This is a genomic window from Hahella sp. CCB-MM4, from assembly GCF_002260525.1.
Lineage (GTDB): Bacteria > Pseudomonadota > Gammaproteobacteria > Pseudomonadales > Oleiphilaceae > Hahella.
The window spans coordinates 55,141-75,714 of the sequence record NZ_MRYI01000015.1 but is presented as its reverse complement, the minus strand read 5'-3'; the positions used below and the strand labels follow the sequence as shown (position 1 = coordinate 75,714).

General features: G+C 49.8%; 14 protein-coding genes. 10 read left to right on the top strand and 4 right to left on the bottom strand.

Features of this window, described 5'->3' with window-relative positions:
* Positions 1-32: 32 nt before the first annotated feature.
* The gene (locus BTA51_RS21655) at positions 33-857 is read right to left on the bottom strand and encodes a hypothetical protein (RefSeq protein ID WP_094711159.1); all 825 of its coding nucleotides are present in this window, start codon (positions 855-857) and stop codon (positions 33-35) included.
* Between the two features lie 611 nt (positions 858-1,468).
* Here BTA51_RS21655 and fadB point away from each other — a divergent pair.
* Together fadB and fadA are read left to right on the top strand one after the other, a co-directional pair.
* A complete protein-coding gene (gene fadB / locus BTA51_RS21645; protein ID WP_094711155.1) occupies positions 1,469-3,613 on the top strand; it encodes a fatty acid oxidation complex subunit alpha FadB in 2,145 nt (714 codons plus the stop codon).
* Positions 3,614-3,644: 31 nt separating this feature from the next.
* A complete protein-coding gene (gene fadA / locus BTA51_RS21640; protein ID WP_094711153.1) occupies positions 3,645-4,820 on the top strand; it encodes an acetyl-CoA C-acyltransferase FadA in 1,176 nt (391 codons plus the stop codon).
* Positions 4,821-4,875: 55 nt separating this feature from the next.
* Here fadA and BTA51_RS21635 read toward each other — a convergent pair whose 3' ends face one another.
* Positions 4,876-5,598, bottom strand: a complete 723-nt coding sequence (locus BTA51_RS21635) for a hypothetical protein (RefSeq protein ID WP_094711151.1) — start codon at positions 5,596-5,598, stop codon at positions 4,876-4,878.
* Positions 5,599-5,885: 287 nt separating this feature from the next.
* Here BTA51_RS21635 and topA point away from each other — a divergent pair, with 287 nt between their 5' ends.
* Entirely contained in the window at positions 5,886-8,504 is a 2,619-nt protein-coding gene (gene topA / locus BTA51_RS21630) for a type I DNA topoisomerase (protein ID WP_094711149.1), read from the top strand.
* Positions 8,505-8,574: 70 nt separating this feature from the next.
* Here topA and BTA51_RS21625 read toward each other — a convergent pair whose 3' ends face one another.
* Positions 8,575-9,501 carry an NAD(P)-dependent oxidoreductase gene (locus BTA51_RS21625; protein WP_094711147.1) on the bottom strand — a complete coding sequence of 309 codons (927 nt, stop codon included), beginning with the start codon at positions 9,499-9,501 and terminating at the stop codon, positions 8,575-8,577.
* A 133-nt stretch (positions 9,502-9,634) separates the two neighbouring features.
* The gene (gene gltA / locus BTA51_RS21620; protein WP_094711145.1) at positions 9,635-10,909 is read right to left on the bottom strand and encodes a citrate synthase; all 1,275 of its coding nucleotides are present in this window, start codon (positions 10,907-10,909) and stop codon (positions 9,635-9,637) included.
* Between the two features lie 525 nt (positions 10,910-11,434).
* Here gltA and sdhC point away from each other — a divergent pair.
* From sdhC to lpdA, 7 genes are all read left to right on the top strand, one after another.
* The gene (gene sdhC, locus BTA51_RS21615; RefSeq protein ID WP_094711143.1) at positions 11,435-11,809 is read left to right on the top strand and encodes a succinate dehydrogenase, cytochrome b556 subunit; all 375 of its coding nucleotides are present in this window, start codon (positions 11,435-11,437) and stop codon (positions 11,807-11,809) included.
* Positions 11,803-12,150, top strand: a complete 348-nt coding sequence (gene sdhD, locus BTA51_RS21610; protein ID WP_094711141.1) for a succinate dehydrogenase, hydrophobic membrane anchor protein — start codon at positions 11,803-11,805, stop codon at positions 12,148-12,150. The genes sdhC and sdhD overlap by 7 nt, the downstream gene beginning before the upstream one ends.
* Before the next feature lie 3 nt (positions 12,151-12,153).
* Positions 12,154-13,926: a succinate dehydrogenase flavoprotein subunit gene (gene sdhA / locus BTA51_RS21605; protein ID WP_094711139.1), complete on the top strand. Its 1,773-nt coding sequence runs from the start codon at positions 12,154-12,156 to the stop codon at positions 13,924-13,926.
* A 21-nt stretch (positions 13,927-13,947) separates the two neighbouring features.
* Positions 13,948-14,652, top strand: a complete 705-nt coding sequence (locus BTA51_RS21600; protein WP_094711137.1) for a succinate dehydrogenase iron-sulfur subunit — start codon at positions 13,948-13,950, stop codon at positions 14,650-14,652.
* 307 nt (positions 14,653-14,959) lie between these two features.
* Positions 14,960-17,803: a 2-oxoglutarate dehydrogenase E1 component gene (locus tag BTA51_RS21595; RefSeq protein WP_094711135.1), complete on the top strand. Its 2,844-nt coding sequence runs from the start codon at positions 14,960-14,962 to the stop codon at positions 17,801-17,803.
* A gap of 23 nt (positions 17,804-17,826) precedes the next feature.
* Positions 17,827-19,068: a 2-oxoglutarate dehydrogenase complex dihydrolipoyllysine-residue succinyltransferase gene (gene odhB, locus BTA51_RS21590; protein WP_094711133.1), complete on the top strand. Its 1,242-nt coding sequence runs from the start codon at positions 17,827-17,829 to the stop codon at positions 19,066-19,068.
* 32 nt (positions 19,069-19,100) lie between these two features.
* Complete coding sequence (lpdA, locus tag BTA51_RS21585) at positions 19,101-20,534, top strand: dihydrolipoyl dehydrogenase (protein WP_094711131.1); 1,434 nt, start codon at positions 19,101-19,103, stop codon at positions 20,532-20,534.
* Positions 20,535-20,574 lie beyond the last annotated feature (40 nt).

The window sequence follows — 20,574 nt, the reverse complement described above, 5'->3', positions numbered from 1 at the left end:
TCCGCATGGGGTAAAGCTGGAATGGAAAGGGGTTAGGAGTTCTGTTTCAGCAAATCGTCCAGTGCGTCGATGATGCGGTAGGAATACAAGTTCACCACATATGACACATTGTTTTCGTTGTAGTTTTTATAAGAATTTCGGATAAAGTTCCATTTGGTGGAGATGGAGTCCAGAACTTTGGCTGAGTCGCCCTTGTTAAGCTCTGTTTTCATCAGCTCTGCCAGACGTTTATCAAAATGTTCTGCCTGTACATCCATTGCTTCTTCTGTTTTGGCCCCCTGGAATATTTGGGAAACCGTCGAAGCGCTTCTGGCTGAATACTTGGTCATCATACTGGCAAGCAGCAATTTGCTGTCTCTCAATGTGGCAACAATATTGGTCGGTTTGAAGCCGGAAACATCCTGGGCACGTTCGTAGGCTCTTTCCACAGCTCCAACGACATCTATATTGGATTGCGCCATATCCGCAAGCAGGCGCAGGTCCGGATAACCAAGCTTGATGGCGTCGTCAATGTTGGTGTTCAGCAAGTCCCTGTACTTTACCCACTGCTCATTGATGTCAGCGAGTTCGCCTTGAATATCTACTATACCGGGACTCGATTCCAAGGCAGAAAGTGTGCTCTCCAGGCTGCTCATTTCAGTCAGGATCTGGCTGTGCAGCTCTTTGTCTCCCGGGTTCAGGCTGAAATTGTAGTATGAGTTTATTGCCTGATAGGCGTGTATTTGTACATTATGAAAATAGGCCAGAATTGGCTTTGTTTCTTCTTTGGTCAGTGCCTGTGATAAAGGGGCGATAACCATCAGGCTCAGAAAGAGCCCGACAACCTTCAGGTATCGGTCGTGCACCGAATAATCCATAAATCCGCTCTCCCGTAATCTATCCCGGTGAAGCCGGGACTACTCCAGATCTGTTGTTTTATTTGTGATGCCGGATACTTCGACTTGGGGCTGTTGACGAAGTCGGCTTAACGCTGTCATTGGCTGTATGGCGAAGCAGCGATGAAGCAGAAATGTCACAGACCGTAATGGTGTGAAGTGAACGCAAGCGTCGGTTTATAAAAGAAAAATAGGCCTAAAATCGTCATCGGTCAAAGAGTCTAGGCGGAATTCATCATAGAGAATCAGGGCAAAAATGGGAACCATATTCACGTTTTAAGTTTCGGAGGGTTTTAAGAGTATTCTGCAACCCTATGAAAAATAAAATTAAAGGCGCGAAATCCAGTTCGGAAAAAACACGGGGTATTGCAATTATTTTCATATGATTCATCAGAAAAAATTGACAAACGAAACAAATTTATCCATGTTGTCGCATACGAATTCAAACGAGCGTATGAATTTTTCTCCATAAGCGGTTTTTAGGGGAAGGATTTCTGCGGATTTGTTGATCGGAGCCCGGGCCGGAAACAGCTGTTTCAGAGCCTCGTGGCATATAAAAAAACCAGTGCTAATCAACGCTTGGAGATCCTTTGATGATTTACGAAGGTAAAGCCATCACAGTCAAAGAGATCGAAGATGGTATCGCGGTACTGACCTTCGATTTGCAAGGCGAGTCTGTAAACAAATTCAATCGTCTGACGCTGGAAGAGCTGCGTCAAGCAACAGATAAATTGAAAACACAGGACCTTAAAGGTCTGGTCGTTACAAGTAATAAAGATTGTTTCATTGTCGGTGCGGATATTACCGAGTTCCAGGGTCTGTTTGCTGGTCCTGAAGAAGAACTTGTGGCTAACAATCTGTACGCCAATCAGATCTTTTCCGATATTGAGGATCTGCCATACCCAACCGTAACGGCAATCAATGGTATTGCGCTGGGCGGTGGCATGGAAATGTGTCTGTCCACTGACTACCGTGTGATGTCTACCAAGGCAAAAGTCGGTTTGCCGGAAGTGAAACTGGGTATCTTCCCTGGTTTTGGTGGCACGGTTCGTCTGCCTCGCCTGATCGGTGCTGACTATGCGATCGAGTGGATCTGCGCCGGTGGTGAGAAAAAGCCAGAGCAGGCACTGAAAGAAGGTGCTGTTGACGCTGTTGTTGGCCCAGAACAGTTGATGGATGCCTCACTGGCTATCCTCAGCCAGGCGATCGACGGCAAGTTCGATTATCTGGCCCGTCGTGAAGAGAAGACAGGCAAGCTGAAACTGAACCCCATGGAAAGCATGATGGCGTTTGAAACCGCCAAAGGGTTCGTTGCCGGTCAGGCTGGAAAGAACTATCCGGCTCCGGTAGAAGCGATTAAGGTCATGCAGAAGCACGCGGGTATGACTCGTGACAAGGCTTTGGAAGTTGAAGCCAAGGGCTTCGCAAAAATGGCCAAGACCTCCGTGGCAGCCAGCCTTGTGGGTCTGTTCCTGAATGATCAGGAATTGAAGAAAAAGGCCAAGGATCTGGAATCTATTGCCGGTCAGGTAAAACAGGCAGCGGTTCTGGGGGCTGGTATCATGGGTGGCGGTGTTGCTTATCAGTCTGCTCTGAAAGGCACGCCGATCATCATGAAGGATATCGCTCCTGCAGGTATCGAGCTGGGTCTTAAAGAGGCCAAGAAGCTTCTGGTCAAGCGTGTTGATAAAGGACGCATGAAGCCTGATCAAATGGCTGATGTATTGAATGCGATTACTCCTGCGTTGAGCTATGGCGATTTCAAAAATGTCGACCTGGTCGTTGAAGCAGTCGTTGAAAATCCAAAGGTTAAAGACATGGTCTTGTGTGAAGTGGAAGATGTTGTCCGTGAAGACACCATTCTGACTTCCAACACTTCTACCATCTCTATCAACCGGCTGGCGAAGAACCTGAAGCGTCCTGAAAACTTCTGTGGCATGCACTTCTTCAACCCGGTCCATATGATGCCTCTGGTAGAGGTTATCCGTGGCGAGAAGACCAGCGAGAAAGCGATTGCGACGACAGTTGCCTACGCCAAAGCTATGGGCAAAACACCTATCGTTGTTAATGACTGCCCGGGCTTCCTGGTTAACCGTATCCTGTTCCCATACTTCGGTGGTTTCAGTCTGCTGGTTCGTGACGGCGCAGACTTCCAGAAAGTCGACAAGATCATGGAGCGTTTCGGCTGGCCTATGGGTCCTGCTTACCTGCTGGATGTTGTGGGTATGGACACTGCGAAGCACGCTGGTGATGTCATGGCTGAAGGCTTCCCGGAGCGTATGAAGTACAGCGAGAAGACCGTTGTTGAGGCCATGTTTGAAGCTGAGCGCTTTGGTCAGAAGAACGACAAAGGTTTCTATGCCTATGAACTGGATAGAAAGGGCAAGCAGAAGAAGGTTATCGATCCTGCGGTAGAAGCTCTGGTTAAATCTGTTCAAGGCGAAGCAAAAGATTTCTCCGATGAGGAAATTATCGAGCGCATGATGGTGCCTTTGTGCATTGAGACTGTTCGCTGTCTGGAAGACGGTATCGTAGACAGTCCGGCGGAAGCGGATATGGGTCTGATCTTTGGTATCGGGTTCCCTCCATTCCGTGGCGGTGCACTGCGTTACATCGACTCCATCGGTGTTGCTGAGTTCTGTAAGATCGCTGACAAGTACGCAGATCTTGGACCTCTGTATCATCCGACTGAGGGAATGCGTGAAATGGCCAAATCTGACAAGAAGTATTTCGGCTAATTGCTGATCGAGAATTGACGGAGAATAGAATATGAGTCTGAATCCAAGAGACGTCGTCGTCATCGATTGCGTGCGCTCCCCGATGGGGCGCGCCAAAGCGGGCTGTTTCCGTAACGTGCGGGCTGAAAATCTGTCAGCAGCACTGATCGATGCACTGTTCGAACGTAACCCCAATGCCAATCCGGCAGAAGTGGAAGATCTCGTATGGGGCTGTGTTAACCAGACCCTGGAGCAAGGTTTTAACGTTGCTCGTCAGATCTCCCTGTTGACCAAGATACCTCACACCGCTTCAGCGCAAACGGTAAACCGTCTGTGTGGTTCTGCCATGACAGCGATCCATACTGCGGCCCAGGCTATTATGACCAATAATGGCGACGTGTTTGTGGTGGGCGGTGTTGAGCACATGGGGCACGTACCCATGACTCAGGGCTTTGACCACAACCCTGCGGCGAGTAAATATTCCGCTAAAGCCTCCAATATGATGGGGCTGACGGCAGAAATGCTGGCAAAAATGCACGGGATTTCCCGTCAGCAGCAGGATGAGTTCGGTGCTCGTTCTCACCGTTTGGCGCATGCCGCGACGGTTGAGGGTCTCTTTAAAAACGAGATCGTGCCTATCTACGGTCATGACGATAACGGCTTTGCCGCACTGATTGAAAATGACGAAACCATTCGTCCGGAGACCACTGCGGAAAGTCTTTCTCAGCTGCGTCCTGCTTTCGATCCTAAGAGTGGTACCGTAACTGCGGGTACTTCCTCGCAGTTGACTGACGGTGCTGCTGCCATGCTGTTGATGTCTGCTGAGCGTGCTGAAGCACTGGGTCTGACCCCGATTGCTCGCATTCGCTCTATGGCAACTGCAGGATGTGATCCCGCGATCATGGGTTACGGTCCTGTGCCAGCGACGAAGAAAGCACTCAAGCGTGCAGGTCTGAAAGTTGAAGACATCGATTTCTGGGAGCTGAACGAAGCGTTTGCTGCACAGTCTCTGCCAGTCATCAAAGATCTGAAACTGATGGATGTGATGGAAGAGAAGGTTAACCTGAAAGGTGGTGCGATCGCTCTAGGTCACCCACTGGGTTGCTCCGGTGCCAGAATTTCAACCACTCTGTTGAATGTTATGGCGGAAAAAGGCGGTACCCTTGGTGTTTCAACCATGTGTATTGGTCTGGGGCAGGGGATTGCGACCGTTTGGGAGCGCCTCTAATCCTAGTCTGATGAAAAGTCCCCGCATTTGCGGGGATTTTTTTGTCTTAAAAAACTTACTGGTTCTGCTGTTCGATTGATTGCGAGGGTTGTTCGGCTGCTTGAGAGCTGGAAGAGCCCTGTTTCTGCAAAGCTTCAATCTTTTCTGTAAGTTCGCGAATTTTTTCATTCTTGTCCGGCAATTCAACCCGGGTTCTTTTAATCACCTGTCTGGCCTGTTTATAGCGATTGATCGCTTTACGTGGGTCGCTTGAGGCAAGTCGTTCAGCAAGTTGAAGGTAGCCCTCAAGCTCAATCTCAAAAGCCAGTTTTTGTAAATGATAGAGATGCGCCTCATAGTCAGAGGGTGAAATCACTCCCCGTATTTTGAATCTCTGAAGCAGATGACCAATTTCATTCAGTGTTTTTATATGAGCGCTGAGCTGGTTGTCGTTGGTGATCGACTTTTGATTCTGAGGAACGAGATTGCCTTGTCTGATTGCTTGTATTTTGGCGAGGTCGTTGTCGTGCAATAATTTGAAATCTTCGGATTTCTTCTCCAGCTTGACCAGGGACTGGGTGATATCGGCAAGGTTTTGGGCAAGGATTAATGCAATCACCAGCTGATCGTCAACTTTGAGGATGAACTGGAGGTATCCATTGACTTCGGCGTACTTCTGCTTGCTAAGTTTAATCTGTCCCCGTTTATAGGCAATCGCCTGTTGTCGCGAGTAAACGATACCGCTAATGACGATAGAGGCGATTAGAATAAGAAGTAAAACAATGATAAGAGCCGTCATTTCGAGTCAGTCAATTTATCTTTTATGTCGTTACTTTCAGGTTAATGCTAGAACTATCAATTCAGTATAGGTTTTAATATTGAGTTTTGTTACTAATATGTGATTGTAAGTGTTGGGGGATTCGGAAGAATTGTATTAGATATTGTCTCAAAGCTGGCGATATCGGACTGTTATAGCTTAAATGTCCTAATGAATTTGGGAGATTTCTGTTCTAATCACTTGACCCGCTGTCTTCAAGCACTTATATATGACCGCTATTTGAAACCCGGAGTAAAGAACCACTTGTTATGGCTAAATCGCTCGTAATTGTAGAGTCGCCCGCCAAAGCGAAAACTATCAATAAATATCTCGGCGCTGAGTACATTGTAAAGTCCAGTGTCGGGCACATTCGTGATTTGCCGACAAGTGGGAGTGGCGAAAAATCGACCCCGAAGGAGCGTGCTGCTGAAGCGGCAAAAATGCGCAAGCTCCCTGCTGAGGAGCGGGAGATAATCAAACGCAAGAAGGCTCAGGATCAGCTTGTCGCCCGCATGGGGGTGGATCCGGAAAATGACTGGGTTGCCAGGTATGAAATCCTGCCGGGTAAAGAGAAGGTTGTAGAAGAGCTTAAGCGACTGGCCAAAAATGCGGACCAGATATTTCTCGCAACGGATTTGGACCGCGAAGGAGAGGCTATCGCCTGGCATCTTAAGGAGGCTATTGGCGGCGATGAAGATCGTTTTCGCCGGGTAGTCTTTAATGAGATCACCAAGTCTGCCATATCCGAGGCATTCAAAACTCCCGGAGAGCTGGATATAAATCGTGTTAATGCCCAGCAGGCACGACGTTTCCTCGACCGGGTGGTCGGCTTTATGGTATCGCCGCTGCTATGGGCAAAAATTGCCAGAGGCTTGTCGGCGGGGCGTGTACAGTCGGTTGCGGTCAAGTTGATCGTTGAGCGTGAGCGTGAGATCCGAGCATTTACGCCAGAAGAATTCTGGCAGGTTGACGCATTCCTGGCCAAGTCCAAGCAACAGGCCAAGTTTGAAGTCTCCAAGTATCAGGGCAAAAATTTCCGGCCAACCAATCGGGAAGATACAGAGAAACTGGTAGGGCTGCTTGAGAAGCAGTCATTCCAGGTGTCCAAGAGGGAAGACAAGCCCTCTGTCACCAAGACTCCGGCACCTTTTATCACATCAACATTGCAGCAGGCGGCCAGTAACCGTCTGGGCTTTAGTGTTAAAAAGACCATGATGCTGGCTCAGCGCTTGTATGAAGCCGGCTATATCACCTACATGAGAACTGACTCCACAAACCTTTCGGCTGATGCCGTCAATGCTTGCCGGGACTTCATCAAGGACCGGTATGGGGAAAGCTACCTGCCTGATTCGCCGAAGGTTTACACCAGCAAGGAGCGGGCTCAGGAGGCGCACGAAGCGATTCGTCCGTCTGACATTGGAGTCAATGCCTCCCAGATTTCCGGTCTGGAGAAAGATGCTGAAAAACTCTATGACCTTATTTGGCGCCAGTTTGTAGCCTGTCAGATGGAAAATGCCCGATTCATCAGCACCAGTGTGACTGTTGAGGCAGGTGATTTCGAGCTGAGAACCAGGGGACGTTTGATTCAATTCGACGGTTTTCTAAAAGTATTGCCTGCTCAGGCGAAAAAAGATGATGAGATCGAGTTGCCTCCGTTTGAAGTGAAGGATCTGCTGGATTTGATCAAATTGGATCCTTCGCAGCACTTCACCAAGCCTGCACCCCGTTACACTGAAGCGACGCTGGTTAAAGAGCTGGAGAAGCGAGGAATCGGGCGCCCGTCAACCTATGCTGCGATTATTTCGACCATTCAGGATCGCGGTTACGTGAAACTGGCTAACCGCCGTTTTTACGCAGAAAAAATGGGCGATATCGTGACGGATCGTCTGAATGAGTCATTCTCCGATCTGATGGATTATGGCTTCACTGCGAGAATGGAAGAGGAGCTGGATGAGATTGCCAGCGGTGATGAGGATTGGAAACGCGTACTAAACGAGTTTTACCATGATTTCAGCTCCAGGCTTGAGCGTGCAGAGGGCGCAGACAATGGCATGAGAGCGAATCAGGCTGTTGAGACTGATATCGAATGCCCGACCTGTAGTCGACCAATGCAGATTCGAACTGCCAGTACCGGTGTGTTTTTAGGGTGCTCAGGTTATTCCTTGCCTCCTAAGGAGCGCTGTAAAACCACCATTAATCTGGTGCCTGGAGATGAAGTGATTCGGGCGGATGATGATGAAGCTGAAGCCAATGCGCTTCGGGTGAAACATCGTTGCTCCAAATGTGGTACGGCGATGGATAGCTATCTGATCGACGACTCTCGCAAACTCCATGTGTGCGGAAATAACCCCGACTGTGGCGGCTTCGAGATAGAGAAGGGGCAGTTCAAGCTGAAAGGGTATGACGGGCCGGTGCTGGAATGCGACAAATGTGGCTCGGAAATGCAGCTGAAGAATGGCCGTTTTGGTAAATACTTCGGGTGCACCAATGAAACCTGTAAGAATACGCGTAAGCTTTTGAAGAGTGGCGAGCCGGCACCTCCTAAAATGGATCCGGTGTCCATGCCTGAGCTTGCCTGTGCTAATGTGGAAGACACTTTTGTTCTTCGTGATGGTGCGTCAGGTCTATTTCTGGCTGCCAGTAAATTCCCTCGTAACCGAGAAACCCGAGCGCCTTTGGTGGAGGAATTGATTCCTCACAAGAAAGAGATTGATAGCAAATACCATTATTTGCTGTCCGCTCCGGTGAGAGATCCCGAGGGTAACCCATCAGTTATTCGCTTCAGTCGGAAGACAAAGCAGCAATATGTGATGTCTGAAAAGGAAGGTAAGCCCACAGGATGGTCTGCTTTCTATAAAGATGGGAAGTGGGAAGAGAAAGCGAAATAGCTCTCCGCACAAGTTTTAGATAGGCGGAAATGAAAGGCTGACAATTACTGTCAGCCTTTTTTGTGTGAGGTCAGGAAGATGCTTGGGGGTCTTGCTCTATGGGCTTCTTAAAGGATTGAAGTCGTTTCAGCAGGCTTGAGGTATCCCAGCGACCGCCGCCCATATCCTGAATTTCGCCATAGAACTGATCAACCAGGGCGGTCACTGGTAGCCTTGCGCCTCTTTCATTGGCTTCATGCAGGCAGATGCCAAGATCCTTCCGCATGTGGTCTACGGCAAATCCATGATCATAGTGGTCTTCCAGCATGGTTTTGTGTCGGTTTTCCATCTGCCAGGATTGGGCTGCACCTTTTGAAATCACTTCAATCACCCGTTGGCAGTCCAGGCCGGAGATCTGGGCAAAGTTAAGTGCTTCAGACAAGCCTTGCACCAATCCGGCAATCGCTATCTGATTGACCATTTTAGTTAGCTGGCCGCTCCCGGCGGGTCCCATGAGGGCGCAGGCTTTACTGTAAACATCGAGTATGGGTTTGGCTCTGTTGAATCCGTTCTCTGTTCCTCCGCACATAATGGTCAGAGATCCGTTTTCTGCACCTTGCTGTCCTCCTGATACCGGAGCATCAAGAAAATCGATGCCTTTTTCGTCGGCTGCTTCGCTGATTTCTCGGGCCACGCCTGCGGAAGCTGTGGTGTGGTCAACGATGAGTGCGCCTTTGGGAAGCAGGCGGATCAGGCCATCGTCTCCCAGATAGGTTTTACGAAGGTCTTCGTCATTGCCTATGCATGAGATAACAACATCAGATTGTGCTGCGTCCCTGAGCTTCCTGATGAATTTGCCGTTATGTTGTTTAAACCAGCGCTCTGACTTTTCCGGTGATCGGTTATAGACCGTTACCTGGTGGCCATTTTTGGCAAGATGTCCGGCCATGGGAAAGCCCATGACGCCCATGCCAATGAAGCAGATGCGTTGAGAAGGTGAGGGTTGTGCCGTATCCATTGGGTCACCTGAAATATTTGTTTCTTGAAATTACTGGTTCGGTAGAGGAAGGATAGTGCTCGATGTGGGGCGAGGAAAGCCTTCATCGTGATTGGGAAGAAAAAACCGGAGCTCATGGCTCCGGTTCAGGGGGTTACTTCTGAGGATATTCCCTTGAAGTGTGCCCGGTGTAAAGCTGTCTTGGGCGGCCAATGCGATAAGGGCCGCTGACCATTTCGTGCCAGTGTGAGAACCAGCCGATGGTTCTTGCCATGGCGAAAATTACTGTAAACATGGATACAGGAATGCCAGCAGCTCTCAGAATGATGCCGCTGTAGAAATCCACGTTCGGGTACAGCTTTTTCTCCGCGAAGTATGGATCTTCCAGAGCGATCTGTTCCAGTTTCATGGCGATTCTGAACAGTGGATCGTCGGCACAGCCAAGTTCGCTCAATACTTCGTCGCAGGTCTTTTTCATTACCTTGGCGCGAGGGTCGAAGTTTTTGTAGACGCGATGTCCGAAGCCCATCAAACGGAATGGGTCGTTCTTGTCTTTGGCGCGCTCAATGAATTCAGGGATACGCTCTTCGTCGCCAATTTCCATCAGCATGTTCAGTACGGCTTCGTTTGCGCCGCCGTGTGCTGGTCCCCAGAGAGCAGCAATGCCCGAAGCGATACAGGCAAACGGGTTGGCGCCGGAAGAGCCGGCCAGGCGAACGGTGGAGGTGGAGGCGTTTTGCTCGTGATCCGCATGCAGGGTGAAGATTCTGTCCATAGCGCGAGCCAGCACAGGGTTAACCTGATAATTCTCGCAGGGCGTGGCAAACATCATATAAAGGAAGTTTGACGCATAGTCCAGATCATTGCGTGGATACATGAATGGCTGGCCCATGGAGTACTTGTAGCACATGGCGGCCAGGGTTGGCATTTTGGCTATCAGGCGGAATGCAGCGATTTCCCGGTGCAGTTCGTCGCTGAAATCCATCGTGTCATGGTAAAAGGCGGACAGTGCCCCAACAACACCACACATAATGGCCATGGGGTGTGCGTCACGACGGAAACCGTTGAAAAAGTGGTTCAGCTGCTCATGAACCATGGTGTGGTTCTTGACAGTGTTGCGGAACTTCTCGGCCTGTGCTGCGGTTGGCAGCTCACCATAAATAAGCAAATAGCAGACTTCGAGGTAATCGGACTTCTCAGCAAGCTGTTCGATGGGGTAGCCGCGGTGCAGCAATATGCCTTTGGATCCATCTATATAAGTGATTTGAGATTCGCAGGCTGCTGTGGAAACAAAACCTGGATCGTAAGTAAACAGACCTTCTTGTACCAAGCCACGAACGTCAATGACGTCTGGACCAGCTGTGCCCGAGTAAACAGGTAGCTCAATTGTCTTACCATTGACCGATAACGTCGCTTTCTTGTCAGCCATGGTGCTCTCCTATATCTACTTGATTTAATGCGAATGCATAGCAAAGCGCTGTTGATTATTTGGACCTTAGCATTATGCGAGCAACTGCCGGATGGAAGGTGCACTCTTTCTTGTTATTTCCTCGGTCTCTGCCTTGTAAAGCCGCCTCATAATAAAGGTCTGACACAGAATTTTTAAGTCCTTGTCATTAAAAACTCATTTTTTTAGGCAAAAATTGACGGCTGGCGCGCGTAAAATTGCGTATTTACCTGTTGGCTATTTGCTGAATTGCACCAAAATAATTCGTGTTTTGTACAAAAATAAAACAGTGTTTTGTTCGTGCAGGGTAAAAAACAGGCATCTTTATACTTAGGGCTAGATAAAGGCTTGTTGTGTTTGTAATTTGGCATGTGTGAACCTATAATCTGCAACCCGTAAGCGGAGCCTGAACCCTTCAGGTTCTTGCCATCACGAAGGTCCATTCTTATAACGCCCGGAAGAGGTGTTTTAACCCTTGCGGCATAAATAATCGAGTGTGAAGCGGCTGTGAATAGCAAAAGACCTGTCAATCTAGACTTAACTAAGTTCCATTTCCCTCTACCTGCTATAACCTCAATTCTTCATCGAATTTCCGGTGTGATCATTTTCGTTTCCATGGCGTTTTTGCTGTGGGGACTGGATATGTCTCTTGAGAGTGAGCAGAGCTTTAACAGCTTGCTGGCTGTGTTGAATGGCTTTTTCGCCAAACTGATTCTCTGGGGCATTCTGGCCGCACTCGCATATCACTTTGTGGCCGGAATCAAGCATCTCGTAATGGATGCGGGTATTGGTGAAGATCTCGAAAGCGCGCGACTGTTTGCCAAACTGGTAATCGCCGCAGCTGTTGTATTGATCGTTCTGGCAGGAGTATGGGTATGGTAACCAGCGTAACTAATTTTGGTCGTAGCGGTGCCTACGATTGGATGGTACAACGGGTTTCAGCTGTCGTGCTGGCTCTGTATACCGCATTTTTGGTCGGTCTGGTTCTGTTTACGCCGGACCTGACATATGAGGTATGGTCTGCGTTGTTTGCCAAAACCTGGGTCAGAATCTTTTCACTTTTGGCACTGGTAGCTCTCGGTGCTCATGCCTGGATTGGTCTCTGGACGATCACTACTGACTATATTAAAGACGGCCTGATGCGTTTTCTGTCTCAGGCGCTGTGTGGTTTGGTGATGTTTATTTATCTGATTTGGGGCGTGCAAACGCTTTGGGGGCTGTAATTCATGGCAAAAGTTAGAACTCTTTCATACGATGCTATCGTAATCGGTGGCGGCGGAGCGGGAATGCGTGCTGCTCTGCAATTGACAGAATCCGGTGTAAATACTGCCTGTATCACCAAAGTATTTCCAACCCGTTCTCACACAGTTTCCGCTCAGGGCGGTATCACTTGTGCGATCGCCAGTTCAGATCCTAACGATGATTGGCGTTGGCACATGTTCGACACTGTCAAAGGGTCGGACTACATCGGTGACCAGGACGCAATTGAATATATGTGTTCTGTCGGGCCTCAGGCGGTGTTTGAGCTTGAGCACATGGGGCTGCCGTTTTCCCGTACTGAAACCGGACGTATTTATCAGCGTCCATTCGGCGGACAGTCAAAAGACTTCGGTAAGGGCGGTCAGGCTGCCCGTACCTGTGCAGCTGCTGACCGGACTGGTCATGCACTTCTTCATACCCTGTATCAGGGTAACCTGCGTGGCGGTACCACGTTCCTGAATGAATGGTATGCCGTGGATCTGGTGAAAAACCAGAAGGGCGCGGTAGTGGGCGTCACTGCAATCTGTATCGAAACCGGTGAAGTGGTATACGTAAAAGCCAAGGCAACTGTTCTGGCGACCGGTGGTGCAGGCAGGATCTACTCCTCTACGACCAATGCTCTGATCAATACCGGTGATGGTATCGGTATGGCGCTGCGTGCCGGTTTCCCGGTGCAGGATATCGAAATGTGGCAGTTCCACCCAACCGGTATCGCTGGAGCGGGTGTATTGGTCACCGAAGGTTGCCGTGGTGAAGGTGGTTACCTGATCAATAGCGAAGGCGAGCGCTTTATGGAGCGTTACGCGCCGAACGCCAAAGACCTTGCAGGACGCGATGTTGTTGCGCGGTCCATGGTGATGGAAATTCTTGAAGGCCGCGGTGTTGGCCCCAATAAAGATCATGTATTGCTGAAACTTGATCATCTGGGTGAGGAAACTCTGAACCTGCGTCTGCCGGGTATCGTGGAGTTGTCCAAAACCTTTGCTCACGTGGATCCGGCTAAAGAGCCGATTCCTGTGGTTCCGACCTGTCACTATATGATGGGCGGCATACCGACGAATATCGGTGGTCAGGCTCTGACTCAGGATGCAAACGGTCAGGATCAGGCAATTGACGGACTGTTTGCCTGTGGTGAGGCGGCCTGTGTATCTGTACACGGTGCAAACCGCCTGGGCGGAAACTCTCTGCTTGACCTGGTAGTGTTCGGTCGTGCGGCTGGATTGCATATTGAGAAAATGCTGAAGGACGGGTACGGAACTGACGACGCTGCAGAATCTGATATCGAAAATTCTCTTGCCCGTCTGAACAGGCTGGATTCTTCTACTCAGGGCGAGTCTGTTTCAGAAGTACGCAAAGCACTTCAGGATACGATGCAGCTGTATTTCGGTGTATTCCGTGACGGCGAAAGCATGCAGAAAGGTCTGAAGCTTCTGGACGAGCTGGGTGAGCGTATTAAGAATACTCATCTGGAAGACAAGAGCATGGCATTCAACACTGCCCGTATTGAAGCTCTTGAACTGGAAAATCTATATGAAGTGGCATATGCCACCGCTGTAGCCGCTGAAGAACGTAAAGAAAGCCGTGGTGCTCACGCACGTAATGACTTTACTGAGCGTGATGATGAAAACTGGCTGAAGCACTCCATCTATTTCCCTCTGGAAAAACGCGTTGGTAAGCGGGATGTCAACTTTGCTCCCAAAACCATGGAAGCATTTCCACCAAAAGCGCGTAGTTATTAAGGTTATAGGGGAGAGAAGAGTATGTTGGTAAGTGTTTATAGATATAATCCCGAATCCGACAAAGCGCCCTACATGCAGGACGTTGAGTTGGAGATCCCAGTAGGGAAAGACTTGATGGTGTTGGACGTTCTGGCTTTGTTGAAAGATAAGGACCCGACTCTTGCATATCGTCGTTCATGCCGCGAAGGCGTGTGTGGATCTGATGGTATGAACATGAATGGTAAAAACGGTCTGGCTTGTATTACTCCTATGTCTCAGGTAGTCAAGGATAACAAGCTGGTATTGCGTCCATTACCTGGACTTCCGGTAATTCGTGATCTGGTCGTCGACATGTCGCTGTTCTATCAGCAATATGAGAAGATCAAACCGTATCTGCAAAACAGTTCACCTGCTCCGGCAATTGAGCGTCTGCAATCGCCTGAAGATCGCGCCAAGCTGGATGGTCTGTACGAGTGTATTCTTTGTGCATGCTGTTCAACTTCGTGCCCTTCATTCTGGTGGAACCCAGACAAGTTCGTTGGACCAGCAGGTTTGTTGCAGGCATACCGCTTCCTGGCTGATAGTCGTGATACTGCGACTGAAGATCGCTTGGCGGGACTCGATGATCCGTTCAGCGTCTTCCGCTGCAGAGGAATCATGAACTGTGTCAGCGTGTGTCCAAAAGGGTTAAACCCGACGCGCGCCATCGGTCATATTCGGAATATGCTGCTACAACGCGCCACTTAATTATTACTAAAAAAGCTATAAAAAATAGCTATAACTAAAATAAATATTTCTGTTACGGTCGTTGCTGAATTAGCTGTCTATACTAAGTAGCTAATTGCATGCTGCCGCCCGCACAAAAGGCGGGTGGCAGCTATAAAGTAGTCAGGTGGGTTCGCGGTATGGCGAAGCTGCCTACTGGTGTAAACCTATGGGGATTCGGGAAACACCCGCAAACCTGATGGGTGTGGCTCTTGCGCACATTAAAAACGACTGACTGTTCAAGATCTGCACTCTCCATCAGCGCCCCACTTCTAGCAAGGCGAGCGATATGCACGAAAGCACGATGGAGCAGCTATGGCAGACTTCCCATTTGGCGGGAGGGAATTTTGCCTATGTTGAGCAACTCTATGAGACCTATTTAACAGATCCGAATGCGATACCGGAGGAATGGCGGAACTATTTCGACAAGCTTCCTATCGATCAGGGTTTGCCCTCCCAGGATGTTCCTCATTCTGTCATCCGCGAACAATTCCTTAAATTAGCCAAACGCCGTTCTGCAGTAGTGGAAGCCAGCCCTGCATCGCTGGTCAGCACTGAGCATGAACGTAAACAGGTTAAAGTTCTCCAGCTGATTAACACTTACCGGTTCCGTGGCCACCAGAAGGCCAAGCTTGATCCTTTGGGGTTGATGGAACGCGAGTATGTAGCGGATCTTGAGCTTGATTATCATGGCTTGACCAAAGCAGATGTGGACACCGTGTTCCAAACCGGTTCCCTGTGCTTTGGTGTAGAAACCATGACCCTGGGTGAAATTCAGAAAGGCCTTGAATACACCTACTGCGATACGGTTGGCGCTGAATACATGCATATCGTCAACACAGATGAAAAGCGTTGGTTGCAGCAACGTTTGGAATCTGTAAGAAGCCATCCCGTATACGAAAAAGAACGTCGAATTCACTTGCTAGAACGACTGACTGCTGCGGAAGGGCTGGAAAAATATCTGTCCTCGCGTTACCCCGGGACCAAGCGTTTTGGTCTTGAGGGAGGGGAGAGCCTGATTCCTCTGGTGGATGAACTGATTCAGAGAGCGGGTAGTTACGGAGCCAAGGAAATTGTCATCGGGATGGCGCACCGTGGGCGTCTGAACGTGTTGGTTAACACCCTCGGCAAAAATCCAAAAGCACTTTTCGACGAATTTGAAGGCAAGCGCTTGCTGGATGACGGTTCCGGTGACGTGAAGTATCACCAGGGCTTCTCCTCCAACGTCATGACCGCCGGTGGGGAAGTGCATCTGGCATTGGCATTTAATCCGTCTCACCTGGAAATCGTATCTCCGGTGGTTGAAGGATCGGTCAGAGCCAGGCAGGATCGTCGGGAAGACAATGTCGGCGATATGGTCGTGCCGATTATCATGCATGGTGACGCTGCCTTTGCCGGTCAGGGCGTTGTCATGGAAACGTTCCAGATGAGTCAGACTCGTGGCTATGGTGTTGGTGGTACTGTGCATATCATCATCAACAACCAGGTTGGTTTCACCACCAGCCGCCGCGAAGATGCCCGCTCTACTGAATACTGTACCGACGTCGCCAAGATGGTACAGGCACCCATTTTCCACGTTAACGGTGATGATCCTGAAGCGGTGTTGTTCGTCACTCAGGTGGCCATGGATTACCGCAATACCTTCAAGAAGGATGTGGTTATCGATCTGCTGTGCTATCGCCGTCGTGGCCATAACGAAGCGGATGAGCCATCTGCGACTCAACCACTGATGTATCAGGTGATCCGTAGTCTGCCTACGACCAAGACTCTTTACGCGAAGCGTTTGGTCGAGGATGGCGTGTTGTCAGAAGAAGACGCCAAGAAAATCGAAGATGAGTACCGGGACCTTCTGGATAACGGCTCACACGTGGTGAAGAGCCTTGTCAAAGAGCCAAACAAGGAAATGTTTGTCGACTGGACGCCTTATCTGGGGCACAAGTGGACAGCCAAGTGCAAGACGGGTATCTCGTTGAAGACCCTGCAGCGTCTGGGCAAAAAAATGGATACTTTCCCGGAAAGCTTTGTTCCCCAGCGTCAGGTCTCGAAGATCATGGACGACCGGAACAAGATGACCCAGGGTGCTATGCCGATTAACTGGGGCTACGCGGAAGTGATGGCATATGCCACACTGTTGCACGAGGGCAACGAAATCCGTCTGACCGGTCAGGATGTCGGTCGCGGTACCTTTTCTCACCGTCATGCGGTGCTGCATAACCAGAAAGATGGTTCTACTTATGTGCCGTTGCAGCATCTGGCAGACGAGCAGCCGGTATTCGACATCTATGATTCCTACCTGTCGGAAGAAGCGGTGCTGGCGTTTGAGTACGGCTATGCCACGACCAACCCCAAAACACTGGTTATCTGGGAAGCCCAGTTCGGCGATTTTGCCAACGGTGCCCAAGTGGTTATCGACCAGTTCATCACCAGTGGTGAGCACAAATGGGGCCGTCTGTGTGGCTTGACTCTTCTTCTGCCTCACGGCTATGAAGGTCAGGGACCGGAGCATTCATCTGCCCGACTGGAAAGATTCCTGCAATTGGCGGCTGAGCACAATATCCAGGTCTGTGTGCCGACCACTCCGGCGCAGGTTTTCCATATGCTGCGACGTCAGGTGAAGAGACCTTTGCGTAAGCCGTTGGTGTGCATGAGTCCGAAAAGTCTTCTGCGCCACAAAGAGGCCATTTCTACGCTTGAGGAACTGGCAGACGGACATTTCCAGACAGTAATACCGGAAGTGGATGATGCGATTGAGCCGAAAAATGTACGTCGGGTGATCATGTGTAGCGGCAAGGTCTATTATGATCTGCTCGATAAGCGCCGCACCGATGGCATCACTGACACCGCAATTATCCGTATTGAACAACTCTATCCGTTCCCGGAAGATGACCTCGAAGAGGTTTTGTCTCAGTACAAGAAACTGGACGCTGTCGTCTGGTGTCAGGAAGAGCCAATGAACCAGGGAGCCTGGTACTGTAGTCAGCACCATATGAGAGCTGTTATCGGTAAGACTCATCCCAAAGTATATCTGCATTATTCCGGCCGTCCGGGATCAGCATCTCCCGCTGCTGGATACGGTCATGTACATGCAGAGGAACAATCTAAACTCGTTAATGATGCCTTCACAGTTGAATAGGCGCTGAAAACTAAGGATAAAAGATGGCGATCGAAATTAAATCTCCCACTTTCCCGGAATCTGTCGCAGACGGTGTTGTTGCGACTTGGCACAAACAGCCGGGCGAAGCAGTAGCACGGGATGAGCTGCTGGTCGATATCGAAACGGATAAAGTAGTACTGGAAGTGGTCGCACCGGCAGACGGCGTGATCGAAAAGATATTAAAAGGTGAAGGCGAAACCGTTCTGAGCGAAGAGGTTATTGCCATCTTCGCAGAAGGTGCCTCCGGTACTGCAGCAGCACCAGAAAAAGCTGCCGAATCTGCTCCAGCGGCTGAAGCTGCTGAGCCGGCTGCTTCTGAAGGTGACGTTCTGCTTAGCCCATCCGCCCGTAAAATGGTCGATGAAAACAACCTGGATCCAGCAAGTATTAAAGGATCAGGAAAAGGTGGCCGGGTCACCAAAGAAGATGTTGTTAAACATCTGGAATCGGCTTCCTCCAAGCCGGCTACTGCGAAAGCGCCAGCTGCTCCTGCAGCTCAGCCTTCAGCGCAAATGCCTGCAATTGAGTCTCCGGCCGGTGCTCGGCCAGAGAAGCGTGTACCGATGACTCGTTTGAGAGCCAGCATCGCGAAGCGTCTGTTGGATGCACAACATAATTCTGCCATGTTGACCACGTTTAATGAGGTCAACATGAAGCCGATTATGGATCTTCGCAAACAATACAAAGATATGTTTGAGAAGAAACATAACGGCACCAAGCTGGGCTTTATGTCGTTCTTCGTTAAAGCCGCCTGTGAAGCGTTAAAGCGTTTCCCTGGTGTGAATGCTTCTATCGACGGCAACGACATTGTTTACCATGGTTACCAGGATATTGGTGTTGCGGTTTCTACTGAACGTGGTCTGGTTGTTCCTGTATTGCGTGATGCGGACCAGATGGGATTGGCAGACATTGAGTCTTCGATCGTTGACTACGGTAAGAAAGCTCGCGATGGCAAACTGGCGATTGAAGATATGACCGGTGGAACTTTCACCATTTCAAACGGTGGTATTTTTGGTTCCCTGATGTCTACCCCGATTCTGAATCCACCGCAAACCGCTATCCTGGGGATGCATAAAATCCAGGAGCGCCCAATGGCGGTTAACGGACAGGTGGTGGTTCTGCCAATGATGTATCTCGCTGTGTCCTATGATCACCGTATGATCGATGGCAAGGAAGCGGTGCAGTTCCTTGTGACAATCAAGGATCTGCTGGAAGATCCTGCTCGAATTTTGTTGGAAATTTAATCGCTTAGATAAAGAGAATTTTGGAATCTGATATGTCTGAAAAATTCGATGTGATCGTCATCGGCGCAGGACCTGGCGGATATGTCGCTGCAATTCGCGCAGCCCAGCTGGGATTGAAAACAGCCTGTGTGGAAAAATGGACAAATGACAGTGGTAAGGTAACGCTTGGCGGAACCTGTCTGAATGTGGGATGTATTCCTTCAAAAGCATTGCTGGAATCTTCACATAAGTATGAAGAAGCCAAGCATGATTTCGATCTGCATGGTATCCAGGTGAAAGATGTCGCCATGGATGTCACCAAAATGCTGGATCGTAAAAATAATATCGTTAAAAACCTGACCGGCGGCATAGCGTCGCTGTTCAAGGCTAACGGTATTACTTCCATTCACGGAAGTGGAAAACTGCTTGCCAACAAACAAGTGGAAGTGACCGATAACAACGGCAAGGTCACCGTATACGATGCTGACAATGTGATCATCGCTACCGGTTCCCGTCCTGCGGAAATTCCACCTGCACCTATTGGTGAGCACATTGTGGACTCCACCGGCGCTCTGGATTTCGAAAGTGTACCCAAGCGTCTGGGTATCATCGGTGCCGGTGTCATTGGTCTGGAACTTGGCAGTGTATGGAGCCGCCTGGGTTCTGAAGTGGTCGTGCTGGAAGCTCAGGATAACTTCCTGGCTTCAGTTGATCAGCAGCTGGCCAAAGATGCCATGAAGCAGTTCACCAAACAGGGGCTGGATATTCGTCTGAAAGCTCGTGTTACCGGCACGGAAGTCAAGCGTGGCGTTGTTAAGGTGACCTACAGTGACACCAAAGGCGATCATGAAGTGAAGGTCGACAAGTTGATCGTGGCTGTCGGTCGTGCACCGGTGACCGATAACCTGTTGGCTTCTGATAGCGGGGTTAACCTGGATGAGCGTGGCTTCATCTACGTGAACGACCTGTGTCAGACCAACATGCCGGGTGTGTGGGCGATTGGTGATGTAGTGCGTGGTCCTATGCTGGCTCACAAAGCTTCAGAAGAAGGCATTGTAGTGGCTGAGCGTATTGCCGGACACAAAGCCAAAGTCAACTACGACTGCATTCCATGGGTTATCTACACGCATCCTGAGATTGCCTGGGTTGGTAAGACTGAGGAGCAGTTGAAGGCTGAAGGCGAAGAGTACAAGGTTGGAACCTTCCCATTCGCCGCAAACGGCAGGGCAATGGCCGCCAACGCAACTATGGGGATGGTGAAAATCGTCGCCCATAAAACCACGGATAGGATTTTGGGTGTTCATATTATTGGGCCACAAGCTTCCGAGATGATTGCTCAGGCGGTTATCGCTATGGAATTCGGCTCCAGTTCAGAAGACCTGGCCATGACTGTGTTTGCGCACCCAACGCTTTCAGAAGCGGTGCACGAAGCAGCATTGGCAGTGGATGGTCATGCCATTCACGTAGCTCAGCGCAAGAAGCGCTAACTGACAGTCGGGAAGGAAAACCTTTCAACTGTTTAACAGG